Below are 24,129 nucleotides of genomic sequence, written 5' to 3'. Positions count from 1 at the left end.
TAAGCAGATGGGGTAGTGTGGCCCCCATCTGCATCCCAACCGGTTAAGCAAATTTTTCCAGTAGCACACCGCATTCCATATGGTGGGTATAGGGGAATTGATCGAACAGCGCTAGCCGGGTGATTTGATGAGTTGCCTGCAATGTGCCCAGATTGGCGCACAGCGATTCAGGATTGCAGGAGATATAAAGAATGCGTGGATAGGCTTGTACCATCTTCACCGTTTCGTCATCTAATCCACTGCGCGGAGGATCGACGAAAATTGTTTCACAATTATAGCTACTCAGGTCTATGCCTTGCAGACGGTTAAACTCACGAATGCCGTTCATCGCTTGTGTAAACTCTTCCGCAGCCATACGTATAATCTGTACGTTGTCGATATGATTGGCCGCGATGTTGTATTGTGCTGCTGCCACGGAAGGCTTGGCTATCTCAGTGGCCAATACACGTTCGAAGTTGCGTGCCAGGGCCAGAGAGAAGTTGCCATTACCACAATACAGTTCCAACAGATCGCCTTTTGAACCTTGGGTAACGGCTAAAGCCCATTCCAACATTTTCACGTTCACTCCGGCGTTTGGCTGGGTGAAACTGTTTTCTACTTGGCGGTAAATCATGTCTCTGCCACCAACTTGCAGCACTTCATCAACATGGTCCTGGTCTAGCAGGACTTTCATCTTCGAAGCGCGGCCAATCAGATGCAGGTCGAACCCTTGTGCACGCAATACGTCACGTAACGTTGTGGCTTCCTGTTGCCACTGCTCATCCAGCTTGCGGTGGTAAAGCAGGGATGCCATGATTTTTCCGCTCTGCGTCGACAGATAATCAATCTGGAACAGTTTATGGCGTAGCGTAGGGTTTGGCTTGATGGCCGTCATCAGCGCACACATTAGCTGATTAATCAGTTTGCTGGCGGCTGGGAAAGCGTCGACACGGATGCGCTGTTTTGTCTGCTGATCGAACATGATGTGGTACATATCAGCTTCATCGTGCCAAATACGGAATTCAGCACGCATACGGTAGTGCTCAACCTGTGAACTGAACACCTCCGGCTCAGGAGCCGTGAACGGCAACATCATCGTCTTCAGACGGGTAGTTTTCTCTGCCAGTTGGTCCTCATAGCGTTCAATAGGCAAAATTTCGGGTGTCATGCTCTTCTCGTCAGGCAAATTGGATCTGCGGGGGATTGTAGGGAATCAGTCCGTGAAGTCCAGTTTTGTGATGTCTACGAGTGATAGTGGCGTTGGTGGTCTAGCTATCTATTTTCATTGATCGTAGCATTGCCATCCGGCCTCAAGCAGCGAGTTAAAAGGGAATCCAGTGCAAATCTGGAGCTGACGCGCAGCGGTAAGGGGAAGTCACGGCGATAGCGTCTTAACCTGGAATACGTTTCACCCATTTCTATACCCGAATAACTTCGAGCAGCAGGCGGAGGACAACGCCGCTGCAACTTAAAGGGCGACGGGTATAAACGTTAAATGACGCAGACACTGTCCACTGCTGGATGGGAAGTCATCGCCCGGTGTAGGTAGAGAAACAACCTGCAAATCCCAAGCCCGAAAACCTGCCGGTGTACGTCGCAATATCCATGGCCGTCGCGAATTATCGGCTGTGGGCCTGCGGCATCCGCCAATTAAGTTTGGATGCTTTTCGTAATGACAATGATAAAAAATACCCTGCTGGCGGTGGTTTCCTCCGTGACGGCCTTTTCTGGTTTGGCGCAAGACAACACCTCCGATAATAATCACGATAAGCTGGTGGTAACTGCCAACCGCTTTCCTCAGCCGGTATCTTCCGTATTGGCCCCCACTTCTGTGGTGACGCGTGATGATATCGAGCGCTGGCAGGCTAAAAGTGTGATTGATGTTATGCGTCGCTTGCCGGGTGTTGATATTTCCCAAAATGGTGGGTTGGGGCAGAGTTCCGCCGTGTTTATCCGCGGTACCGAATCCCGACATGTGCTGTTATTGATTGATGGCGTTAGGCTGAATCAGGCCGGGCTCAGTGGCTCATCAGACTTGAGCCAGATCCCGATTTCCTTGGTACAGAGGGTTGAGTATATCCGCGGCGCTCGTTCTGCTGTATATGGCTCCGACGCTATCGGCGGGGTCATCAACATCATTACTACACGCGAGAAGATTGGCACCACGCTTTCAGCGGGTATAGGCTCCAAAGGTTTTCAGGCATATGACGGCGCGACTCAACAACAATTAGGTGAAAATACCCTTGTGACCGTAGCGGGTAACTACACCTATACCAAAGGCTATGATGTGGTAGCGAATCTGCCTGACAGTTTTGGTAATCCGGCACAACCCGATCGCGATGGTTTTATGAGTAAATCGCTGTATGGTGAACTGCAGCATCAATTCACCGAGCAGTTGGGCGGTTTTATGCGTGGTTATGGATATGATAATCGCACCGGATACGATGGTAACTATCAGGACCCTCTGCATTCTGATGCATTGCCAGATACTCGCCAGCTATACAGTCAGTCTTGGGATAGCGGTTTGCAATATCGCAAAGGAATTTATGCAACACGGCTGACGGCGAGCTACGCCCACAGTAAAGACTATAACTATGATCCCAAATATGGCCGTTATTCGACCTCTTCCACTCTCGATGACTCCACACAATATAATGTGCAGTGGGGAAACAACTTCCGGGTTGGGCAAGGGAGTATCAGCACGGGCATTGATTGGCAGCAACAGAAGTTGGAGCCAGGCACGGCTTCTGTCACCGACAGTAAGAGTCAGCGCAATGCGGGTCTTTACCTCACGGCCCAACAAAAATTTGACGCTGTCACTCTGGAATGGGCGGTGCGGGGGGATGATAACTCGGCATTCGGCTGGCATGATACTTGGCAAACCAGCGCTGCTTGGGAGTTTATTGCAGGGTATCGTGCGATTGCTTCTTATGGCACAGCGTTCAAGGCACCCAATCTTGGACAACAATACGGCCACTTTGGCGGTAATCCCAATCTGAAGCCAGAAGAGAGTAAACAGTGGGAAGGCGGATTTGAAGGATTGACCGGCCCAGTGAACTGGCGTATCACGGGTTATCGCAACGAAGTCAATAATCTGATTGACTACATTTATAGTGGTTCTGGTTCACTGTATTACAACGTGGGGCAGGCAACGATTAAAGGTATTGAAGCTAGCGCTTTATTTGATACTGGCCCGTTAACACATCAAGTCAGTTATGACTATGTTGATCCACGTAATGGGCAGACCCATGAAGCCTTACTGCGGCGTTCCAAGCAACAGGTTAAATATGAATTGGATTGGCAGCTCTATGATTTGGATTGGGCGGTAACGTATCAGTATCTGGGGGAACGATACGATCGTGATTACAGTGGCTATCAGACTCGTACTCTTAAATTGGGTGGTGTCAGCCTGTGGGATCTCGCAGTTTCGTATCCTGTCACATCACATCTGACAGTTCGTGGTAGAATCGCCAACCTGTTTGATAAAGATTATGAGACAGCTTATGGCTACGTCACCCCAGGAAGAGAATTCTATCTCACTGGAAACTATACCTTCTAACACCAATGCGGCTGTGCGACCAACGGTACTGGTCTTTGATTCAGGTGTTGGTGGCCTGTCAGTGTATCAGGAGGTTCGGCAGCTATTGCCGGATCTCCACTATATTTATGCCTTCGATAACCTGGCATTCCCCTACGGTGAGAAATCCGAAGAGTTTATCATCGCGCGCGTGCTGGAAATTGTTAGCGCCGTTCAGCAGTATCATCCTTTAGCGCTTGTCATCATTGCCTGTAATACAGCGAGTACCGTATCTCTGCCTGCGCTGCGTGAGCATTTTGTTTGCCCGGTAGTGGGTGTCGTGCCGGCTATCAAGCCTGCGGCGAAACTCACAGCTAATGGTATTGTTGGTCTGTTGGCAACGCGCGGTACCGTCCAGCGTACCTATACCCGTGAGCTCATTGAGCGTTTCGCAGCAGATTGCAAAATTGAACTGCTCGGCTCCTCAGAATTGGTGGAATTGGCAGAAGCCAAGCTGCATGGCGAATCAGTACCGTTGACGACGCTGAAGAGGATATTGCAACCGTGGTTGAACATGCGCGAACCACCAGACACGGTGGTCCTTGGGTGTACTCATTTTCCTTTATTATCTGAAGAGTTGGTACAAGTGTTACCTGAAGGGACCCGTCTGGTCGATTCTGGTGCCGCCATTGCGCGTCGAGCTGCCTGGCTTATTTCTACTCAGGAAGATTTGGTCTCATCTCAGGAAGAAAATCTGGCCTATTGCATGATACTCAATGAAAGCACTGACGCTTTATTGCCTGTATTGCAGGGCTATGGCTTTAATTCGTTGAAAAAACTGCCGATTTGCGAGAGTATTGATTAAACATTCGACGGTTGGAAAAAAAAATGAAATTAGGGGTTGCGGTGTTTTTAGAACGCCCTATAATGCGCCTCCACTGACCGGGAACAACGACTTCTTTATAGCAAAGCAGGTTGCCCAGGCAGGAAGCAGCAAGCCGGTGAAAACACCACTTCTTAATAAGAAAATGGCTTGACTCTTCAGCGGGAAAGCGTATTATCTGCCTCCCGCGTTACCGTGAAAGTTTCCGGTAACCAACGCTCTTTAACAATTTATCAGACAATCTGTGTGGGCACTCACAAGACGATATCCAGCTGCTTAGGCAGCAAAAAAATATCAAGTCTTGAAGAGTGACCAAGCAGTAATTCATGCGAATGAATTATTACGAAAGTTAATTTTCGAGCATCGCTTCACGAGTTGAAGCAAATCAAGCTTTTAATTGAAGAGTTTGATCATGGCTCAGATTGAACGCTGGCGGCAGGCCTAACACATGCAAGTCGAGCGGTAGCACAGGGGAGCTTGCTCCCTGGGTGACGAGCGGCGGACGGGTGAGTAATGTCTGGGAAACTGCCCGATGGAGGGGGATAACTACTGGAAACGGTGGCTAATACCGCATAACGTCGCAAGACCAAAGTGGGGGACCTTCGGGCCTCACACCATCGGATGTGCCCAGATGGGATTAGCTAGTAGGTGGGGTAATGGCTCACCTAGGCGACGATCCCTAGCTGGTCTGAGAGGATGACCAGCCACACTGGAACTGAGACACGGTCCAGACTCCTACGGGAGGCAGCAGTGGGGAATATTGCACAATGGGCGCAAGCCTGATGCAGCCATGCCGCGTGTGTGAAGAAGGCCTTCGGGTTGTAAAGCACTTTCAGCGAGGAGGAAGGGTTCAGTGTTAATAGCACTGTTCATTGACGTTACTCGCAGAAGAAGCACCGGCTAACTCCGTGCCAGCAGCCGCGGTAATACGGAGGGTGCAAGCGTTAATCGGAATTACTGGGCGTAAAGCGCACGCAGGCGGTTTGTTAAGTCAGATGTGAAATCCCCGAGCTTAACTTGGGAACTGCATTTGAAACTGGCAAGCTAGAGTCTTGTAGAGGGGGGTAGAATTCCAGGTGTAGCGGTGAAATGCGTAGAGATCTGGAGGAATACCGGTGGCGAAGGCGGCCCCCTGGACAAAGACTGACGCTCAGGTGCGAAAGCGTGGGGAGCAAACAGGATTAGATACCCTGGTAGTCCACGCTGTAAACGATGTCGATTTGGAGGTTGTGCCCTTGAGGCGTGGCTTCCGGAGCTAACGCGTTAAATCGACCGCCTGGGGAGTACGGCCGCAAGGTTAAAACTCAAATGAATTGACGGGGGCCCGCACAAGCGGTGGAGCATGTGGTTTAATTCGATGCAACGCGAAGAACCTTACCTACTCTTGACATCCACGGAATTTGCTAGAGATAGCTTAGTGCCTTCGGGAACCGTGAGACAGGTGCTGCATGGCTGTCGTCAGCTCGTGTTGTGAAATGTTGGGTTAAGTCCCGCAACGAGCGCAACCCTTATCCTTTGTTGCCAGCGATTCGGTCGGGAACTCAAAGGAGACTGCCGGTGATAAACCGGAGGAAGGTGGGGATGACGTCAAGTCATCATGGCCCTTACGAGTAGGGCTACACACGTGCTACAATGGCGTATACAAAGAGAAGCGACCTCGCGAGAGCAAGCGGACCTCATAAAGTACGTCGTAGTCCGGATTGGAGTCTGCAACTCGACTCCATGAAGTCGGAATCGCTAGTAATCGTAGATCAGAATGCTACGGTGAATACGTTCCCGGGCCTTGTACACACCGCCCGTCACACCATGGGAGTGGGTTGCAAAAGAAGTAGGTAGCTTAACCTTCGGGAGGGCGCTTACCACTTTGTGATTCATGACTGGGGTGAAGTCGTAACAAGGTAACCGTAGGGGAACCTGCGGTTGGATCACCTCCTTACCTAAAGATATTAGTTGAGTGCAGTGTCCACACAGATTGTCTGATGAAAAGTAATGAGCAAAAAACCTGTGGTATGGGTGGTTAAGTGCTGTGCGGTTTGTGGCTGTCAAATGCAGTGACAAATCACAATGGCGCTCGATTTTTCTTGAAAAATCTCACCTTTACCCGAAATTATCGAATCGGTGATTCGATAAGCAAATTTCGGGTCCCCATCGTCTAGAGGCCTAGGACACTGCCCTTTCACGGCTGTAACAGGGGTTCGAATCCCCTTGGGGACGCCAATTCGATAATGAGTGAAAGACATTATCACCGAATATCTTAAAGATGACTTTCGAGTCGTGTTTAAGATATTGCTCTTTAACAATCTGGAACAAGCTGAAAATTGAAACCTGACAGCTGAAACTTATCTCTCCGTAAAAGTATTGAGATAAGGACTAACCTGTCAGAGAGTCTCTCAAATGTTTGCAGCACGAACGATGGAAACATCTTCGGGTTGTGAGGTTAAGTGACTAAGCGTACACGGTGGATGCCTAGGCAGTCAGAGGCGATGAAGGGCGTGCTAATCTGCGATAAGTGTCGGTAAGCTGATATGAAGCGTTACAACCGGCAATACCCGAATGGGGAAACCCAGTGCAATTCGTTGCACTATCCTGTCATGAATACATAGTGGCAGGAGGCGAACCGGGGGAACTGAAACATCTAAGTACCCCGAGGAAAAGAAATCAACCGAGATTCCCCCAGTAGCGGCGAGCGAACGGGGAACAGCCCAGAACCTGAATCAGGGTGTGTGTTAGTGGAAGCGTCTGGAAAGTCGCGCAGTAAAGGGTGATAGCCCCGTACACTAAAATGCACATTCTGTGAGTTCGATGAGTAGGGCGGGACACGTGACATCCTGTCTGAATATGGGGGGACCATCCTCCAAGGCTAAATACTCCTGACTGACCGATAGTGAACCAGTACCGTGAGGGAAAGGCGAAAAGAACCCCGGCGAGGGGAGTGAAATAGAACCTGAAACCGTGTACGTACAAGCAGTGGGAGCCTTCTTAATGGGGGTGACTGCGTACCTTTTGTATAATGGGTCAGCGACTTATATTTTGTAGCAAGGTTAACCGAATAGGGGAGCCGTAGGGAAACCGAGTCTTAACTGGGCGTCTAGTTGCAAGGTATAGACCCGAAACCCGGTGATCTAGCCATGGGCAGGTTGAAGGTTGGGTAACACTAACTGGAGGACCGAACCGACTAATGTTGAAAAATTAGCGGATGACTTGTGGCTGGGGGTGAAAGGCCAATCAAACCGGGAGATAGCTGGTTCTCCCCGAAAGCTATTTAGGTAGCGCCTCGTGAACTCATCTTCGGGGGTAGAGCACTGTTTCGGCTAGGGGGCCATCCCGGCTTACCAACCCGATGCAAACTCCGAATACCGAAGAATGTTATCACGGGAGACACACGGCGGGTGCTAACGTCCGTCGTGAAGAGGGAAACAACCCAGACCGCCAGCTAAGGTCCCAAAGTCATGGTTAAGTGGGAAACGATGTGGGAAGGCACAGACAGCCAGGATGTTGGCTTAGAAGCAGCCATCATTTAAAGAAAGCGTAATAGCTCACTGGTCGAGTCGGCCTGCGCGGAAGATGTAACGGGGCTAAACCATGCACCGAAGCTGCGGCAGCGACGCTTAGGCGTTGTTGGGTAGGGGAGCGTTCTGTAAGCCGTTGAAGGTGGACTGTGAGGTCTGCTGGAGGTATCAGAAGTGCGAATGCTGACATAAGTAACGATAAAGCGGGTGAAAAGCCCGCTCGCCGGAAGACCAAGGGTTCCTGTCCAACGTTAATCGGGGCAGGGTGAGTCGACCCCTAAGGCGAGGCTGAAAAGCGTAGTCGATGGGAAACAGGTTAATATTCCTGTACTCGGTGTTACTGCGAAGGGGGGACGAAGAAGGCTAGGCTAGCCGGGCGACGGTTGTCCCGGTTTAAGCGTGTAGGGGGTGTGACCTGGTAAATCCGGTTGCATATCAACCCTGAGGCGTGATGACGAGTCACTACGGTGGCGAAGTGGTTGATGCCCAGCTTCCAGGAAAAGCCTCTAAGCATCAGGTAACACAGAATCGTACCCCAAACCGACACAGGTGGTCAGGTAGAGAATACTCAGGCGCTTGAGAGAACTCGGGTGAAGGAACTAGGCAAAATGGTGCCGTAACTTCGGGAGAAGGCACGCTGGCACGTAGGTGAAGAGACTTGCTCTCGGAGCTGAAGCCAGTCGCAGATACCAGCTGGCTGCAACTGTTTAATAAAAACACAGCACTGTGCAAACACGAAAGTGGACGTATACGGTGTGACGCCTGCCCGGTGCTGGAAGGTTAATTGATGGGGTTAGCGGCAACGCGAAGCTCTTGATCGAAGCCCCAGTAAACGGCGGCCGTAACTATAACGGTCCTAAGGTAGCGAAATTCCTTGTCGGGTAAGTTCCGACCTGCACGAATGGCGTAATGATGGCCAGGCTGTCTCCACCCGAGACTCAGTGAAATTGAACTCGCTGTGAAGATGCAGTGTACCCGCGGCAAGACGGAAAGACCCCGTGAACCTTTACTATAGCTTGACACTGAACATTGAGCCTTGATGTGTAGGATAGGTGGGAGGCTTTGAAGTGTGGACGCCAGTCTGCATGGAGCCAACCTTGAAATACCACCCTTTAATGTTTGATGTTCTAACTCTGCCCCATAATCTGGGGTGAGGACAGTGTCTGGTGGGTAGTTTGACTGGGGCGGTCTCCTCCCAAAGAGTAACGGAGGAGCACGAAGGTTAGCTAATCACGGTCGGACATCGTGAGGTTAGTGCAAAGGCATAAGCTAGCTTGACTGCGAGAGTGACGGCTCGAGCAGGTACGAAAGTAGGTCTTAGTGATCCGGTGGTTCTGAATGGAAGGGCCATCGCTCAACGGATAAAAGGTACTCCGGGGATAACAGGCTGATACCGCCCAAGAGTTCATATCGACGGCGGTGTTTGGCACCTCGATGTCGGCTCATCACATCCTGGGGCTGAAGTAGGTCCCAAGGGTATGGCTGTTCGCCATTTAAAGTGGTACGCGAGCTGGGTTTAGAACGTCGTGAGACAGTTCGGTCCCTATCTGCCGTGGGCGTTGGAAGATTGAGAGGGGTTGCTCCTAGTACGAGAGGACCGGAGTGAACGCACCACTGGTGTTCGGGTTGTCATGCCAATGGCACTGCCCGGTAGCTAAGTGCGGAAAAGATAAGCGCTGAAAGCATCTAAGCGCGAAACTTGCCTCGAGATGAGTCTTCCCTGGGCCTTTAAGGTCCCTGAAGGAACGTTTAAGACTAAGACGTTGATAGGCTGGGTGTGTAAGTGCAGCGATGCATTGAGCTAACCAGTACTAATGATCCGTGAGGCTTAACCTTACAACACCGAAGGTGTTTTGGATTTGAGAGAAAAGAGTCGGTTTTCAGCGAAAGTTCCGGATTGGTTCTGATGGCTGCACGCGAGAGAAGCGTGAGCGGTTGGGATGAAACAGAATTTGCCTGGCGGCAATAGCGCGGTGGTCCCACCTGACCCCATGCCGAACTCAGAAGTGAAACGCCGTAGCGCCGATGGTAGTGTGGGGTCTCCCCATGCGAGAGTAGGACACTGCCAGGCATTAAATAAGCGTTATCAGAGTGACACCTGGTAATAGGCATAGACACGAGCGTGTTTTTGCCAGCATTGAAAAATGCAACGTAAAAGAATCGGTGGAGCGGTAGTTCAGTTGGTTAGAATACCTGCCTGTCACGCAGGGGGTCGCGGGTTCGAGCCCCGTCCGTTCCGCCACCCTATTTAGGGGCGTAGTTCAATTGGTAGAGCACCGGTCTCCAAAACCGGGTGTTGGGAGTTCGAGTCTCTCCGCCCCTGCCACAAATTTAAAACCCTTTGCTTACGCAAAGGGTTTTTTTTCCTTGAATATTTCTCTCATGCTCATTTTTTTATAAAGCTTGCCTGAAACTCCTGCTGAAGAAGTTGTACCCAATTCAATACTGTTTATATCGGAGGCGTGCCCCTATATTTTCAAAGCGATGATAAAACTGTGCGGTAAATAACTCCAAACATGGCCTGTTGGTAATGAAGAAAAATATGAGGTTATTGATAAGCAACAAGCTGATTACCCATTGAAATTTTTGGCGTAAAGATTTTTACCAATGCTACTTCAGGCGAGTTCAACTTGAAAAACATCCTAACCGCTGCCGTCGACGAATACACTTTACTGGCAGTATAGCCATCCTATTTATGGCTCTGTTTGGCGTATTAATCCCGAGTTATATTATTTCAATGATACGGATTACCCCTAGCAGATAAAATATTTCAAAGTATCCCGTTGTTTTATCGGCTGCCAGAAGGCGATGGGTGACATACAGTGCTCTGAATCTGAAGACGTCATAACGCCTCATATAGAGGTGTTTAAAGGCATTTTTAGCAGTTCTCGGATTAATTGTTGTTGATCGCTGTTTTGCAGCCAGACTGCATACAGAGGGCGAATGATGGGTTGTACATCTGCGACAGCGCTCAATTGTGGATATTCTTTTTCCCATTGGCAGGGAAGAAAAGCACAGCCGCCAGTTGTTTCGAGCAATTGGCGAGTTAGGTGTGCCGAAGTGGTAGTCAATACTGGCATGTTATCGTTTTCTAACATGCTGTTTTCATGTGTGTGAAAGTCTGCTCCCCATTCTAGTTTGACATAAGGCATGGGCGCTTGTTTATCGCGTAATGCAGAGGAAAACAATCGCAAAGAAAAGTTACCCAAAGCTTGGCTTGCCAGCTCATCCATCTTTGGTGGCTCTGTGGTAATGAGCAAGTCGAGCTGCCTTTCATGCAACTGTTTCACCAATGAATGACGTAACGCAACCCTCGCCTCAACTTGCAGTGATTCTCGGTACTGGTAAAGAGATTGCAACCAGGTTGTCAGGTAAGCTTCCCATAGCGAGGCCGTAGCACCAATTGAAAATTCGGTATGTTGCAGCGAGCGTACCACGTCTTTTTTTGCCAACTGCCAGGTATGCATCAAGTTTTCTGCATAGGGTAACAAACGTTCTCCCGCCGGTGTCAGACGAATATTATTGCGGTGACGGGTGAATAAACTTGCACCTAGTTGATTTTCAAGTTGTCGGATGCGGAAACTTACCGCAGATTGCGTTAAGTACAGTGATTCCGCTGCTCTGCCAAAGTGACGTGTCCTACTGACCTCCAAAAAGGTTTTCAGTAATTCGGTATCCACACTAGTCTCCAAAATTATTTATCTTCTAGATATAAATTTTTTGTTTTACACAATCTCAAGCCTATCTAATACTCCGCGCCATAAACAGCGCGGCCATGAGAGAATTAGGAGCGTGTCAGATGGCGGATAGCTTCACCACGACCAATCGTTTTTTTGATAATAAGCATTATCCTCGCGGGTTCTCCCGTCACGGCGATTTCACCATTAAAGAAGCACAATTACTAGAGCGTTTCGGCTATGCCTTCAATGAACTGGATGCCGGCAAACGTCAGCCAGCCACAGAAGAAGAACAGCTGTTCGTCGCTGTGTGCCGTGGTGAACGTGAGCCAGTTACCGAGCAAGAGAAAGTATGGTCCAAATATCTTGCGCGTACCCGTCGCCCGAAAAAGTTCCATACGTTATCAGGCGGCAAGCCACAGGCTGACGCGATAGAAGATTACACGGAAACTGACGATTGATCATCATGGGGCCTTTTGGCCCCGTTTTACTCTAGACTTCGATGCAACTGCAGTAAAAGGCGATCCATACTACGGTAGCTGAGTGCTTCGCTAAGGTGACGTTTATCTATATCTTTTTCTCCGTCCAAATCGGCCAATGTACGAGCCACTTTTAGGATGCGATGCCAGGCTCGAACTGATAACCCCAATTTACTCAGTGTTCCCTCGAGAAACTCCGCTTCTGCCACAGGCAGATGACAATACCTATCAACCTCTTGGTTACTCAGCAGCGCATTTATCTTTCCCGAACGTTCCATCTGTCGTTCGCGGGCCCTTAGTACTCGTTCTCGGACCTGTGAACTATTTTCTCCGAGATTACGTTGTTTGCTGAGTACTCCCGGAGGTAACAGTGGCACTTCGATCGATAAGTCAAATCGGTCGAGAAATGGGCCAGAAAGGCGCCCTAGATAGCGCAAGATTTGCTGTGGAGGCGTACGGTTGAGCATTCCCTGATAGTGCCCTGTTGGGCTTGGATTCATCGCTGCAATTAACTGTACCCTAGCGGGAAAACAAACTTTGGCACTGGCACGTGAAATGACAATTTCGCCCGATTCCAGGGGTTCGCGTAGTGCGTCCAAAACACGCCTTTCAAACTCAGGTAATTCATCGAGAAACAGTACACCATTATGCGCCATCGATATTTCCCCAGGGCGAGGCAAAGATCCTCCACCGACCAAGGCAGCCATGGATGCGCTGTGGTGTGGGGCTCGAAATGGCCGCTGGCGCCAAGGCAACTTTTCATCTCGGTGATGGGATAAGCTGGCAATGGCGACACTTTCAAGAGCCTCTTGGTCGCTCAATGGGGGTAACAAACTGTTAAGGCGGCTGGCTAGCATGGTTTTTCCGGTACCCGGTGGACCAAGCAATAATAGGTTATGGCCACCTGCTGCTGCGATTTCCAGTGCTCTTTTGGCTTGCTCCTGACCGATAATTTCCTGAATGTCAGCGGTTTCCGTTGTTCCTTCAGCTGCGGGAGACGTGACAGCAATCGGGAGCTCACTTTTTCCTTGCAGGAATGCACATACCTCCAACAAATGGCTTGCTACCCGTGTGGTGCTTTGGGGTAGTAGCCCTACTTCTTGACCGTTGGCGGTAGCCAGAATAAGTTCACGTTTTGCCTCAATAGCGGCTATCGCTGCAGGTATAGCACCGTTGACCGGTCTTAGTGACCCTGAAAGCGCTAGCTCACCGAGAAACTCATGGTGTGCCAGCCGATCTGAAGGGATTTGTTCTGAAGCCGCGAGAATGGCGAGCGCAATGGGTAAATCATAACGCCCACCTTCTTTAGGCAAGTCAGCTGGAGCCAGATTGACCGTGATTCGTTTGGCCGGAAAGGTGAACCCATTGTTGATTAATGCACTACGTACCCGATCGCGTGCTTCTTTTACCGTGGTTTCTGGTAGACCGACCAGTGTTAGGCCGGGTAATCCATTACTGATATGAACTTCTACCGTAACAGAAGGTGCCTGCACACCGATCGTGGCGCGTGTATAGATTACTGCCAATGACATATTACTCTCCTTGCAGAAGGCATTCATGATGCGGTATTCCGTTGATATCTGCGCTCAGGGAATGAGTAATTTGCGTAGTGATAGACGGTTAAAATTACTCTACTTCAGAAAGTTAATTATTCATTTCGAGTTGATACGCATTTTTTCGCCATGTTTATTACTGATTACAACAGGGCCACGAATGCTGAGTATGATGGGTAAAAGCAAAGAATGACGATTGCCGTTACTGTGAGGGATAGCGCCGGTAGAGCCAATTTCGTATCGGGAACGGAAATGTCAGTTAATACCAACATACTAAGTTACCGTATTACTAATTGAATTAATTGATTTTTTATTAATAATCGGTTGGGTGATGACGAAAATTAACGCAAAAAAATGTTGTCATACCACATGTGGCTATGATAACTCTGTAGGCATTAGTTCGTACTGAGCACAGTGAACAGCCCTATTATGAAATCCCTAACCCAAGTGATTAGCCTAGTTTTGATTAACGTGGTGGTGATTATTATCCCACAGTGCGGGGCTGCACTTGGACGAAGAAAGGCTTAGAAAACAAGCCGGAATCGCAAGAAAACCCCCGCACCACAAGGTTCGGGGGTTTTTTTATGCAATGGAAAAGTGAATCGAGGAGCAGAGAATGAATAACGGAAGAAAATACTGCAAATCTCGCAGCAAGGTGGGGGAATAACCATGAATGGTGCTCAGTGGGTAGTTCAAGCGTTGCGAGCGCAGGGAGTGGATACCGTATTCGGTTATCCGGGGGGCGCAATTATGCCTGTCTATGATGCGTTGTATGACGGTGGGGTAGAACACCTGCTGTGCCGCCATGAACAGGGTGCGGCGATCGCCGCTATCGGTTACGCCCGTTCGAGTGGTAAAGTTGGCGTTTGTATCGCCACTTCGGGGCCAGGAGCGACCAATCTGATCACTGGTTTGGCAGATGCACTGCTGGACTCAGTACCGGTAGTCGCGATCACTGGGCAGGTTGGGTCGCAGTTGATTGGCACCGATGCTTTTCAAGAGATCGATGTTCTGGGCCTGTCTTTGGCCTGCACAAAACACAGTTTCCTGGTTGAGTCGCTTGAAGCACTGCCGGGGATTATGGCGGAGGCTTTCGCCATTGCTACCAGCGGCCGCCCTGGCCCGGTATTGATCGATATCCCGAAGGACATCCAACTGGCGCAAGGGGATTTACCACCTCACCTGTTGCCGGTAGAAGATGAACTCGAACATCCTGTGTCTGAACTGGTAGTAGCGAAACAACTACTGGCTCAGGCGAAAAAGCCGATGCTGTATGTCGGGGGTGGCGTAGGCATGGCGCAAGCGGTGACGACATTGCGTGATTTTGTCGCTGTAACCAGAATGCCAACGGTTGCCACGTTGAAAGGATTAGGTACACCAGACGCCGATAATCCGTACTATCTTGGTATGTTGGGTATGCACGGGACTAAAGCGGCCAACTTAGCGGTACAGGAGTGCGATCTGTTGATCGCCGTTGGTGCGCGTTTTGACGATCGCGTGACCGGCAAATTGAATGCTTTTGCGCCACATGCCAAGGTTATTCATATGGATATTGACCCGGCAGAGATGAGTAAGCTGCGCCAGGCGCATGTTGCTCTTCAGGGGGATTTAAAAAAGCTGCTGCCAGCACTGCAACAACCACTGAGTATCGCAACCTGGCTGCAGCGAGTTGCTGAACTGAAAGAGCTTCACCCTTGGCGTTACGATCACCCTGGTCAACCTATTTATGCTCCCCTGTTTCTCAAACAACTCTCTGAATGCATGCCCGCGAATACCGTCGTCACAACTGACGTAGGCCAGCACCAGATGTGGGCGGCTCAGCACATGACCTTCGAACGTCCCGAAAACTTTATTACCTCCAGTGGGTTGGGGACGATGGGGTTTGGCATTCCTGCCGCGGTTGGGGCACAGGTAGCCCGCCCGGAGGATGCGGTGATCTGCGTGTCTGGAGATGGCTCTTTCATGATGAACGTTCAGGAACTGGGTACCATAAAGCGAAAACAGTTACCGCTTAAAATCGTTTTACTGGACAACCAACGCTTGGGAATGGTTCGTCAGTGGCAACAACTGTTTTTTGATGGGCGTTACAGTGAAACCAATCTTTCTGATAACCCTGATTTTCTGATACTGGCCAGTGCCTTCGGTATTCTTGGTCAGCGCATTACCCGTAAAGATCAGGTTGCAGATGCCCTCGATGCCTTGCTAAACAGCGAAGGCCCGTATCTGCTTCAGGTTTGTATTGATGAACTCGAGAATGTTTGGCCACTGGTACCACCAGGTGCAGGTAACGAAACCATGTTGGAGAAAGTATCATGATGCAGCATCAACTCTCGATTCAGGCCCGCTTCCGCCCTGAAATGTTAGAGCGCGTATTGCGTGTTGTACGCCATAGAGGCTTCCAAGTCTGCGCTATGAATATGGCAGCGGGCATCAACACTAACGACATTAATATTGAATTGACCGTTGCCAGCCAGCGCTCTGTGGATTTACTGTCTTCCCAGTTAAGTAAGCTGATGGATGTCTCCAGCGTTGAGATCCAGCAGCTAACCTCACAACAAATACGCGCCTGAGGGTGCAAAAGGAACAGAACAATGACGAAGAAAGCTGATTATATTTGGTTCAATGGTGATATGGTTCCTTGGGCTGATGCCAAAGTACACGTTATGTCACATGCGTTGCACTACGGAACTTCGGTATTCGAAGGTGTGCGTTGTTACGACTCTCACAAGGGCCCGGTTGTTTTCCGCCATCGCGAACACATGCAACGTTTACATGATTCAGCAAAAATTTACCGTATGCCGGTAACGCAAAGCGTTGATGAGTTAATGGAAGCCTGCCGCGCTACGCTACGTAAAAATAATCTGGTCAGTGCTTATATTCGTCCGTTGGTATTTATTGGGGATGTTGGTATGGGGGTTAACCCGCCTGCAGGTTATAAAACCGACGTGATCATCGCTGCGTTTCCTTGGGGCGCTTATCTGGGTGAAGAAGCGCTGGATCAAGGCATCGATGCAATGGTTTCATCGTGGCACCGTGCTGCACCTAACACCATCCCTACCGCGGCTAAAGCCGGTGGTAACTATCTTTCCTCACTGTTGGTGGGCAGTGAAGCACGCCGCCATGGTTATCAGGAAGGGATTGCTCTGGATGTACATGGTTACATCTCTGAAGGAGCAGGCGAGAACCTGTTTGAAGTGAAGGATGGGGTATTATTTGCTCCGCCATTCACCTCGTCTGCACTACCGGGTATTACCCGCGATGCGATCATCAGGCTAGCGAAGGATATGGGCTTTGAAGTGCGTGAACAGGTACTTTCTCGTGAGTCTCTGTACTTGGCGGACGAAGTCTTTATGTCGGGAACTGCAGCCGAGATCACTCCAGTGCGCAGTGTTGATGGTATCCAGGTGGGTATTGGCAAGTGCGGTCCTGTCACCAAGGAGATCCAACAGGCGTTCTTTGGGCTGTTCACCGGTAAAACTGAAGACAAGTATGGCTGGTTGGATCCGGTCAATCAGTAACAACGCTACCCGTCGTTTTCACGCTGTAGCTTGAAATCGTCAGGGGAGTAACGACAGACACGAACAAACGGGCGGTTCGTTTGCCGCCTGCAAAATGACAATATTTGGAGTGAAAAGAGCATGCCTAAGTACCGTTCCGCCACCACAACGCATGGCCGCAACATGGCGGGTGCCCGCGCATTATGGCGCGCGACCGGGATGACCGACGCCGATTTTGGCAAACCGATTATTGCGGTGGTCAACTCCTTTACCCAGTTCGTTCCGGGGCATGTGCACCTGCGCGATCTGGGTAAGCTGGTTGCAGAACAGATAGAGGCTTCTGGCGGCGTCGCCAAAGAGTTCAACACCATTGCGGTAGATGACGGTATCGCCATGGGCCACGGCGGTATGCTCTATTCCCTGCCGTCACGCGAACTGATTGCCGACTCGGTAGAATACATGGTGAATGCTCACTGTGCCGATGCGATGGTCTGTATTTCTAACTGCGACAAGATCACCCCAGGGATGTTAATGGCGTCATTGCGCCTGAATATTCCGGTGATCTTTGTTTCTGGTGGTCCGATGGAAGCGGGCAAAACCAAGCTTTCTGACAAAATCATTAAACTGGACCTGATCGACGCGATGATACAAGGGGCCAACCCCAACGTCAGCGACGCTGACAGCGCGCAGATAGAGCGCTCTGCCTGTCCAACCTGTGGTTCTTGTTCGGGCATGTTTACTGCCAACTCGATGAACTGCCTGACCGAAGCCCTGGGTCTGTCACAACCGGGTAATGGCTCGTTGCTGGCAACGCATGCCGATCGTAAAGACCTGTTCCTGAATGCCGGGAAACGCATTGTTGAGCTCACTAAGCGTTACTATGAGCAGGATGATGAAAGTGCGCTGCCACGTAGTATTGCCAACAAGGCGGCGTTTGAAAACGCCATGACCTTGGATATTGCAATGGGTGGTTCAACCAACACGGTGTTGCACCTGTTGGCAGCGGCGCAGGAAGGTGAAGTCGATTTCACGATGGCAGATATTGACCGTCTTTCCCGCAAAGTGCCGCATCTGTGCAAAGTGGCACCAAGTACCCAAAAATATCATATGGAAGATGTGCACCGTGCTGGTGGGGTATTGGCCATCCTTGGTGAGCTGGATCGTGCGGGTTTAATGAATCGTGACGTCAGCAATATTCTAGGGATGAAACTGCCCGAAACGTTAGAAAAATACGACATCATGCTGACCAAAGATGATGCCGTGAAGAAGATGTTCCGTGCCGGTCCAGCGGGTATCCGCACTACGCAGGCATTTTCACAGGATTGCCGTTGGGACACGCTGGACAACGATCGTGCTGAAGGTTGTATCCGTTCTTTGGAAAATGCCTTCAGCCTTGAAGGCGGCTTGGCGGTGTTGTACGGCAACATGGCAGAAGATGGCAGCATCGTCAAAACGGCTGGCGTTGACAGCGATAACCTGACCTTCCGTGGGCCAGCAAAAGTTTATGAGAGCCAGGATACCGCCGTTGAAGCGATCCTCGGTGGGAAAGTGGTAGCCGGTGACGTGGTTGTGATCCGTTACGAAGGGCCAAAAGGTGGACCCGGAATGCAGGAAATGCTGTATCCAACCACTTATCTGAAGTCAATGGGGCTGGGTAAGTCCTGCGCATTGATCACCGATGGTCGCTTCTCTGGCGGTACTTCTGGCCTGTCGATTGGCCACGTTTCTCCTGAAGCGGCTAGCGGTGGCCTGATAGCGCTGATCGAAGAAGGCGACATGATCGATATTGATATCCCGAAACGCAGCATGGTGCTGGATGTGCCAGAGAGTGTATTGGCTGCGCGTCGTGAAGCGGAATTGGCTCGTGGGGACGCTGCATGGACGCCGAAAGCGCGTGAACGTCAGGTATCTTACGCGCTGCGTGCCTATGCCACATTGGCGACAAGTGCCGATAAAGGCGCGGTGCGTGACAAAAGCAAGCTGGGAGGCTAAGCATAATGGCAGTATCGCAACCCCTACCCGACGCTCCCTGTGGCGCGGAATATTTGCGAGCGGTTCTCCGCTCGCCAGTTTACGAGGTGGCTCAGGTCACCCCGTTACAGACGATGGGCAAGATCTCTTCGCGCCTCGGTAATACGATCCTGGTGAAACGCGAAGATCGTCAGCCGGTGCACAGCTTCAAGCTGCGTGGGGCTTACGCGATGATCGCCAGCCTGGATGAAGAGCAGAAAGCGCGTGGCATAATCACCGCCTCTGCGGGAAATCATGCGCAAGGCGTAGCGCTCTCTGGCAACCGGTTGGGGATCAAAACCCTGATTGTGATGCCCGTGTCCACTGCGGATATCAAAATAGATGCGGTGCGTGGTTTTGGTGGTGAGGTGTTGCTGCACGGGGCAAACTTCGACGAGGCTAAAGCCAAGGCGATCGAGCTTTCGCGGCAACAGGGGATGACTTTTGTACCACCGTTTGACCATCCCGCAGTGATCGCTGGGCAGGGTACGTTGGCGATGGAACTGTTGCAGCAGGATGCGCATCTGGATCGCGTTTTTGTTCCCGTAGGTGGTGGTGGCTTGGCGGCAGGGGTCGCGGTACTGATCAAGCAATTGATGCCTCAAATCAAGGTGATTGGTGTAGAAGCCGAAGACTCAGCCTGCTTGCGTGCTGCGCTGGATGCGGGGCATCCTGTCGATCTGGCTCGCGTAGGGCTGTTTGCCGAAGGTGTCGCAGTAAAACGTGTTGGTGATGAAAGCTTCCGTCTGTGTCGCGAGTATTTGGATGATGTGATCACTGTCGATAGCGACGCGATTTGCGCAGCGGTGAAAGACCTGTTTGAAGACGTACGTGCTATCGCTGAACCTTCTGGCGCGCTGGCGCTGGCAGGGTTGAAGAAGTATGTGCAGCAGCACAATATACGGGGTGAAAGGCTGGCACACATCCTTTCCGGCGCGAATGTGAATTTCCACGGTCTGCGTTATGTTTCCGAACGCTGTGAGTTGGGGGAACAACGCGAAGCACTACTGGCAGTGACCATACCGGAACAGAAGGGCAGTTTCCTGAAATTCTGCCAACTGCTTGGTGGGCGTTCGGTAACCGAGTTCAACTACCGTTATGCGGATGCCGACAGCGCTTGCATCTTTGTTGGTGTGCGTCTGAGTAGAGGCCATGCTGAACGGTTGGAAATCATTGATGAATTGAACAATGGTGGCTATCAGGTGGTTGATCTGTCTGACGATGAGATGGCGAAACTGCATGTACGTTACATGGTCGGTGGCCGGCCTTCTAAACCATTGCGGGAGCGGCTCTATAGCTTTGAATTTCCAGAGTCACCGGGGGCATTGCTTAAGTTCCTGCAAACGCTGGGTACTCATTGGAATATCTCTCTATTCCATTATCGCAGCCACGGTACAGACTTTGGCCGCGTATTGGCGGGTTTTGAGCTTTCGCAGACCGATCCCGAGTTTGAGCAGCACCTGACTGCGCTAGGTTATGATTGTCATGATGAGACTGATAACCCGGCATTCCGTTTCTTCCTGCAGGGATGAACGCAGCGAAAAGGACAGCGTATGGTCAATCAGTTTACCGGCTTCAGTCAGCAAGGGTTGAATTTCCTTCAACAGGTGCGGATCGAAAACGACAAAGCATGGTTTGACGCCAATCGTGCGGTGTATGACCGTGAGTTATTAACGCCGTTTCGTTCGCTGGTGGATGCGCTGAGCCCGACGATGCTAACGATTGATCCGCAGTTCGAGACTCGCCCGGCAATCGGCAAAACGCTGTCGCGTATTCATCGCGACACGCGCTTTTCTCATGATAAATCCCGTTACCGCAGCCGCATGTGGTTGACCTTCAAGCGGCCAAGCAAGGATTGGAAAGATGCGCCGGTGTACTTTTTTGAACTGGGGCCAGACATGCTGCGCTATGGCTTGGGATATTACAGCGCCAACAAAGCCACGATGGACTTATTTCGCCATACCCTGCAGCGCAGGCCAAAGCCGTTTTTAGAGATAGCGGCTTGCTGCCGAGCGCCGTTCGAACTGATGGGCGAGAGCTATAAGCGCCCGCTGGTGAAAGAGCAGGCAGCAGAAATTGCCACCTGGTACAACCGCAAATCCTTTGCGGTCATGGTCACTGACAGTGAAGTGGAAAAACTCTTCAGCGCCAATCTGGTCACGTTGTTGGCGCAGGGCTTTCAGCAGTTGGAACCGCTGTACCACTGGTTGATGCAGGTTGAGGCGATGAAGCAGGTTGACCCGCAAGATTTATGAATACCCGTCGTCTTTCAAACCACAGCGTTGTTGGCTGCGCTTACTCACCCCAGTCACTTACTTAAGTAAGTGACTGGGGATGAGCACGCTCGCCGCCTAGCTGTGACTCGAAATCCATAGGGTATTTTCAGTTTTTAATGAATGAGTTAATGGAGTTCATAACGAAATGGCATTTCGTTCATAGTAAATGCCAGAATGCCTCGATCAGCGGTTCGTTGAGGCGTTTCTTCAGCACGCATACGCCCAGTTCAAAAGGCTCGACCATGGAAACATTCTCCAACTGGGAAATACGGTTGCGTACCGGTTCCGGGCTATTGTCTACAACCACGCTAGGGATCAACGCGATACCACAGCCCAAAGCAACCATCGAGACGATCGCTTCGTGTCCACTGACGGTGGCGTAGATCAGCGGGTTAGTGATGCGCTGGCGGCGGAACCATAACTCAATGCGTTTTCGTGAAGGGCCATGTTCCGGCAGAATAAAGGGCATATTGGCCCAGTCGGGTTGTTCAGCAAAAGCCTGGGTACGAACCGCACAAGGCAGGGCTGGAGCAATCAGCACCAATGGGATTTCACCAATTTGGGTGAAAGCCACGCTGGTGGGCAGCGTTTCCGGCCTCCCGGCGATCCCGAGATCGGCTTCATTTGATTGCACTTTGTCTACCGCATCGGCGGCATCACCCGTAGTCAGTTTGATTTCCACCAACGGATGCTGGGCGCGGAAGCGGTCAAGGATCGGGGGTAGATGGCTGTAGGCGGCGGTAACTGAGCAGAACAGGCGAAGTTCACCGCTAAGCGATGGCCCATGCTGGCCAAGCGCATGTTTCAACTGCTGATATTGCAGCAGCGTTTGCTGAGCAAAAATTTTCAGTTGTTCACCAGCATCGGTGAGTTGTACGGTGCGGTTATCTCGCAGAAACAGCGGTTGTCCTAGAGTCTCTTCCAGCCGTTGGATTTGCCGGGAAAGTGTTGAAGGACTGACGTGCATCACTTTGGCTGTGCGGCCAAAGTGATGACTTTCAGCAAGATGCAGAAACAGCTTGAGATCACGTAAATCCATTTTAGTATGCTCGCAGCAGAAGTGTTGCATAAATTGCAATATCACATTCGTAATATATCAATTTAAGCAACGCAATTCCTGTTATACATTGGATCCAACAGATCTCGCTCACACAGAGCGGGGGTGAAAATAATTTTGCTATACCCAAGTAACTTGAAGGACGGCGGGTATAAATACAACATCTAATTGGAGTATCACCATGGCTAACTATTTCAACACATTAAACCTGCGTCAGCAGTTGGCGCAATTGGGTAAGTGCCGTTTCATGGCGCGTGACGAGTTTGCAGATGAAGCCGGTTACCTGAAAGGGAAAAAAGTGGTGATTGTCGGCTGTGGTGCGCAGGGTTTGAACCAGGGTCTGAACATGCGCGACTCTGGTTTGGATATTGCCTATGCATTGCGTAAAGAAGCCATTGATGAGAAGCGTGCATCATGGCGTAAAGCGACCGAGAACGGTTTCAAAGTCGGGACTTACGAAGAGCTGATCCCACAGGCCGATCTGGTTGTTAACCTGACGCCAGACAAACAGCATACTTCCGTTGTTCGTGCCGTACAGCCGCTGATGAAAGATGGCGCCGCCTTGGGGTACTCCCATGGCTTTAACATTGTTGAAGTGGGTGAGCAGATCCGCAAAGACATCACCGTGGTGATGGTTGCACCTAAATGCCCAGGCACCGAAGTGCGTGAAGAATACAAGCGTGGTTTCGGTGTGCCGACGCTGATCGCCGTTCACCCGGAAAACGATCCAAAAGGTGAAGGCATGGCGATTGCCAAGGCGTGGGCAGCGGCAACCGGTGGTCACCGTGCTGGCGTACTGGAGTCGTCTTTCGTTGCAGAAGTGAAATCTGACCTGATGGGTGAGCAGACTATTCTGTGCGGTATGTTACAGGCCGGTTCTTTGCTGTGCTTCGACAAACTGGTATCTGAAGGTACCGATGCCGCTTACGCGGAAAAACTGATTCAGTTTGGCTGGGAAACTATCACCGAAGCGCTGAAGCAGGGTGGGATCACCCTGATGATGGATCGCCTGTCCAACCCGGCGAAGCTGCGTGCATACGCGCTGTCTGAGCAATTGAAAGGCATCATGGCTCCGCTGTTCCAAAAACACATGGACGACATCATCTCTGGTGAATTCTCCAGCGGTATGATGGCCGACTGGGCAGCAGACGATGTGAAATTGCTGACCTGGCGTGAAGAGACCGGTAAAACTGCCTTTGAAAATGCACCACAGTTCGAAGGGAAAATCAGCGAACAGGAATACTTCGATAACGGCGTACTGATGGTAGCGATGGTGAAAGCGGGTGTTGAGCTGGCGTTCGAAACCATGGTGGATTCCGGTATTATCGAAGAGTCTGCATATTACGAATCCCTGCACGAACTGCCGTTGATCGCTAACACCATTGCGCGTAAGCGTCTGTATGAAATGAACGTGGTTATCTCTGATACTGCCGAATACGGTAACTATCTGTTCTCTTATGCTGCAGTACCGCTGCTGAAAGAATTCATGACCACACTGCAGGCTGGCGATCTGGGTAAATCCGTTGCAGGAACCACCGTTGACAACGCGCAACTGCGTGATGTGAATGAAGCGGTACGTAACCACCCAATCGAAACCGTTGGCCGCAAGCTGCGTGGCTATATGACCGATATGAAACGCATCGCGGTTGCAGGCTAAATACTCTTTGTCCTTCAAGTTGCAGCCTACCTGCA

Annotated in this window: 15 protein-coding genes, 3 tRNA genes, 3 rRNA genes and 1 riboswitch; of the genes, 17 read left to right on the top strand and 4 right to left on the bottom strand. The window is 50.8% G+C overall.

The window, feature by feature from the left end:
- Positions 1-43 precede the first annotated feature (43 nt).
- Positions 44-1,147 carry a tRNA (uridine(54)-C5)-methyltransferase TrmA gene (gene trmA / locus OK023_RS16880; RefSeq protein ID WP_317693799.1) on the bottom strand — a complete coding sequence of 368 codons (1,104 nt, stop codon included), beginning with the start codon at positions 1,145-1,147 and terminating at the stop codon, positions 44-46.
- A gap of 120 nt (positions 1,148-1,267) precedes the next feature.
- Positions 1,268-1,583, top strand: a riboswitch (cobalamin riboswitch).
- A gap of 68 nt (positions 1,584-1,651) precedes the next feature.
- Here trmA and btuB point away from each other — a divergent pair.
- The 8 genes from btuB (at position 1,652) to OK023_RS16840 (ending at position 10,214) form a co-directional block, all read left to right on the top strand.
- On the top strand, positions 1,652-3,538 hold the full coding sequence (gene btuB, locus OK023_RS16875) for a TonB-dependent vitamin B12 receptor BtuB (RefSeq protein WP_317693798.1): 1,887 nt from the start codon (positions 1,652-1,654) through the stop codon (positions 3,536-3,538).
- A complete protein-coding gene (murI, locus tag OK023_RS16870) occupies positions 3,483-4,361 on the top strand; it encodes a glutamate racemase (RefSeq protein ID WP_317693797.1) in 879 nt (292 codons plus the stop codon). The genes btuB and murI overlap by 56 nt, the downstream gene beginning before the upstream one ends.
- Positions 4,362-4,773: 412 nt before the next feature.
- Positions 4,774-6,315 (top strand): 16S ribosomal RNA (locus OK023_RS16865).
- A gap of 205 nt (positions 6,316-6,520) precedes the next feature.
- A tRNA-Glu gene (locus OK023_RS16860) sits at positions 6,521-6,596 on the top strand.
- 218 nt (positions 6,597-6,814) lie between these two features.
- Positions 6,815-9,724, top strand: a 23S ribosomal RNA gene (locus OK023_RS16855).
- Positions 9,725-9,843: 119 nt separating this feature from the next.
- Positions 9,844-9,959: ribosomal RNA gene (rrf, locus tag OK023_RS16850) — 5S ribosomal RNA — on the top strand.
- The 16S, 23S and 5S rRNA genes sit together here with 3 tRNA genes alongside, the layout of an rRNA operon.
- Positions 9,960-10,053: 94 nt before the next feature.
- Positions 10,054-10,130 (top strand) — tRNA-Asp (locus OK023_RS16845).
- A gap of 8 nt (positions 10,131-10,138) precedes the next feature.
- Positions 10,139-10,214, top strand: a tRNA-Trp gene (locus tag OK023_RS16840).
- A 526-nt stretch (positions 10,215-10,740) separates the two neighbouring features.
- Here OK023_RS16840 and hdfR read toward each other — a convergent pair.
- Positions 10,741-11,568, bottom strand: coding sequence for an HTH-type transcriptional regulator HdfR (hdfR, locus tag OK023_RS16835; protein ID WP_317693796.1), 828 nt, complete (start codon positions 11,566-11,568; stop codon positions 10,741-10,743).
- A gap of 119 nt (positions 11,569-11,687) precedes the next feature.
- Between hdfR and OK023_RS16830 the strand changes: the two genes are divergently transcribed.
- Positions 11,688-12,026: a DUF413 domain-containing protein gene (locus tag OK023_RS16830; protein WP_317693795.1), complete on the top strand. Its 339-nt coding sequence runs from the start codon at positions 11,688-11,690 to the stop codon at positions 12,024-12,026.
- A gap of 26 nt (positions 12,027-12,052) precedes the next feature.
- On the opposite strand, the gene OK023_RS16825 is transcribed toward OK023_RS16830, so the two are convergent.
- A complete protein-coding gene (locus OK023_RS16825) occupies positions 12,053-13,576 on the bottom strand; it encodes a YifB family Mg chelatase-like AAA ATPase (RefSeq protein WP_317693794.1) in 1,524 nt (507 codons plus the stop codon).
- Positions 13,577-14,026: 450 nt separating this feature from the next.
- Between OK023_RS16825 and ilvL the strand changes: the two genes are divergently transcribed.
- The 7 genes from ilvL to OK023_RS16790 all read left to right on the top strand — a co-directional run bounded on the left by ilvL (position 14,027) and on the right by OK023_RS16790 (position 21,359).
- Positions 14,027-14,125, top strand: a complete 99-nt coding sequence (gene ilvL, locus OK023_RS16820) for an ilv operon leader peptide (protein ID WP_317693793.1) — start codon at positions 14,027-14,029, stop codon at positions 14,123-14,125.
- A 141-nt stretch (positions 14,126-14,266) separates the two neighbouring features.
- On the top strand, positions 14,267-15,913 hold the full coding sequence (ilvG, locus tag OK023_RS16815) for an acetolactate synthase 2 catalytic subunit (protein WP_317693792.1): 1,647 nt from the start codon (positions 14,267-14,269) through the stop codon (positions 15,911-15,913).
- The gene (gene ilvM / locus OK023_RS16810) at positions 15,910-16,167 is read left to right on the top strand and encodes an acetolactate synthase 2 small subunit (RefSeq protein WP_317693791.1); all 258 of its coding nucleotides are present in this window, start codon (positions 15,910-15,912) and stop codon (positions 16,165-16,167) included. The genes ilvG and ilvM overlap by 4 nt, the downstream gene beginning before the upstream one ends.
- Before the next feature lie 21 nt (positions 16,168-16,188).
- Positions 16,189-17,115: a branched-chain amino acid transaminase gene (locus OK023_RS16805; protein ID WP_317693790.1), complete on the top strand. Its 927-nt coding sequence runs from the start codon at positions 16,189-16,191 to the stop codon at positions 17,113-17,115.
- Positions 17,116-17,235: 120 nt separating this feature from the next.
- Entirely contained in the window at positions 17,236-19,086 is a 1,851-nt protein-coding gene (gene ilvD / locus OK023_RS16800) for a dihydroxy-acid dehydratase (RefSeq protein ID WP_317693789.1), read from the top strand.
- Between the two features lie 5 nt (positions 19,087-19,091).
- Complete coding sequence (gene ilvA / locus OK023_RS16795) at positions 19,092-20,636, top strand: threonine ammonia-lyase, biosynthetic (RefSeq protein ID WP_317693788.1); 1,545 nt, start codon at positions 19,092-19,094, stop codon at positions 20,634-20,636.
- A 21-nt stretch (positions 20,637-20,657) separates the two neighbouring features.
- The gene (locus tag OK023_RS16790) at positions 20,658-21,359 is read left to right on the top strand and encodes a DUF2461 domain-containing protein (protein ID WP_317693787.1); all 702 of its coding nucleotides are present in this window, start codon (positions 20,658-20,660) and stop codon (positions 21,357-21,359) included.
- Between the two features lie 178 nt (positions 21,360-21,537).
- Here the strand turns inward: OK023_RS16790 and ilvY are convergent, their stop codons facing one another.
- Positions 21,538-22,419 carry an HTH-type transcriptional activator IlvY gene (gene ilvY / locus OK023_RS16785; RefSeq protein WP_317693786.1) on the bottom strand — a complete coding sequence of 294 codons (882 nt, stop codon included), beginning with the start codon at positions 22,417-22,419 and terminating at the stop codon, positions 21,538-21,540.
- 199 nt (positions 22,420-22,618) lie between these two features.
- Here ilvY and ilvC point away from each other — a divergent pair, with 199 nt between their 5' ends.
- Positions 22,619-24,094 (top strand): ketol-acid reductoisomerase, encoded by a 1,476-nt coding sequence (gene ilvC / locus OK023_RS16780; protein ID WP_317693785.1) that lies wholly within the window; start codon positions 22,619-22,621, stop codon positions 24,092-24,094.
- Positions 24,095-24,129 lie beyond the last annotated feature (35 nt).

Origin of the sequence: Serratia sp. UGAL515B_01 (genome assembly GCF_033095805.1) — a bacterium.
Taxonomy (GTDB): Bacteria; Pseudomonadota; Gammaproteobacteria; order Enterobacterales; family Enterobacteriaceae; genus Chania.
This window is presented reverse-complemented; position numbering and strand designations above follow the sequence as displayed.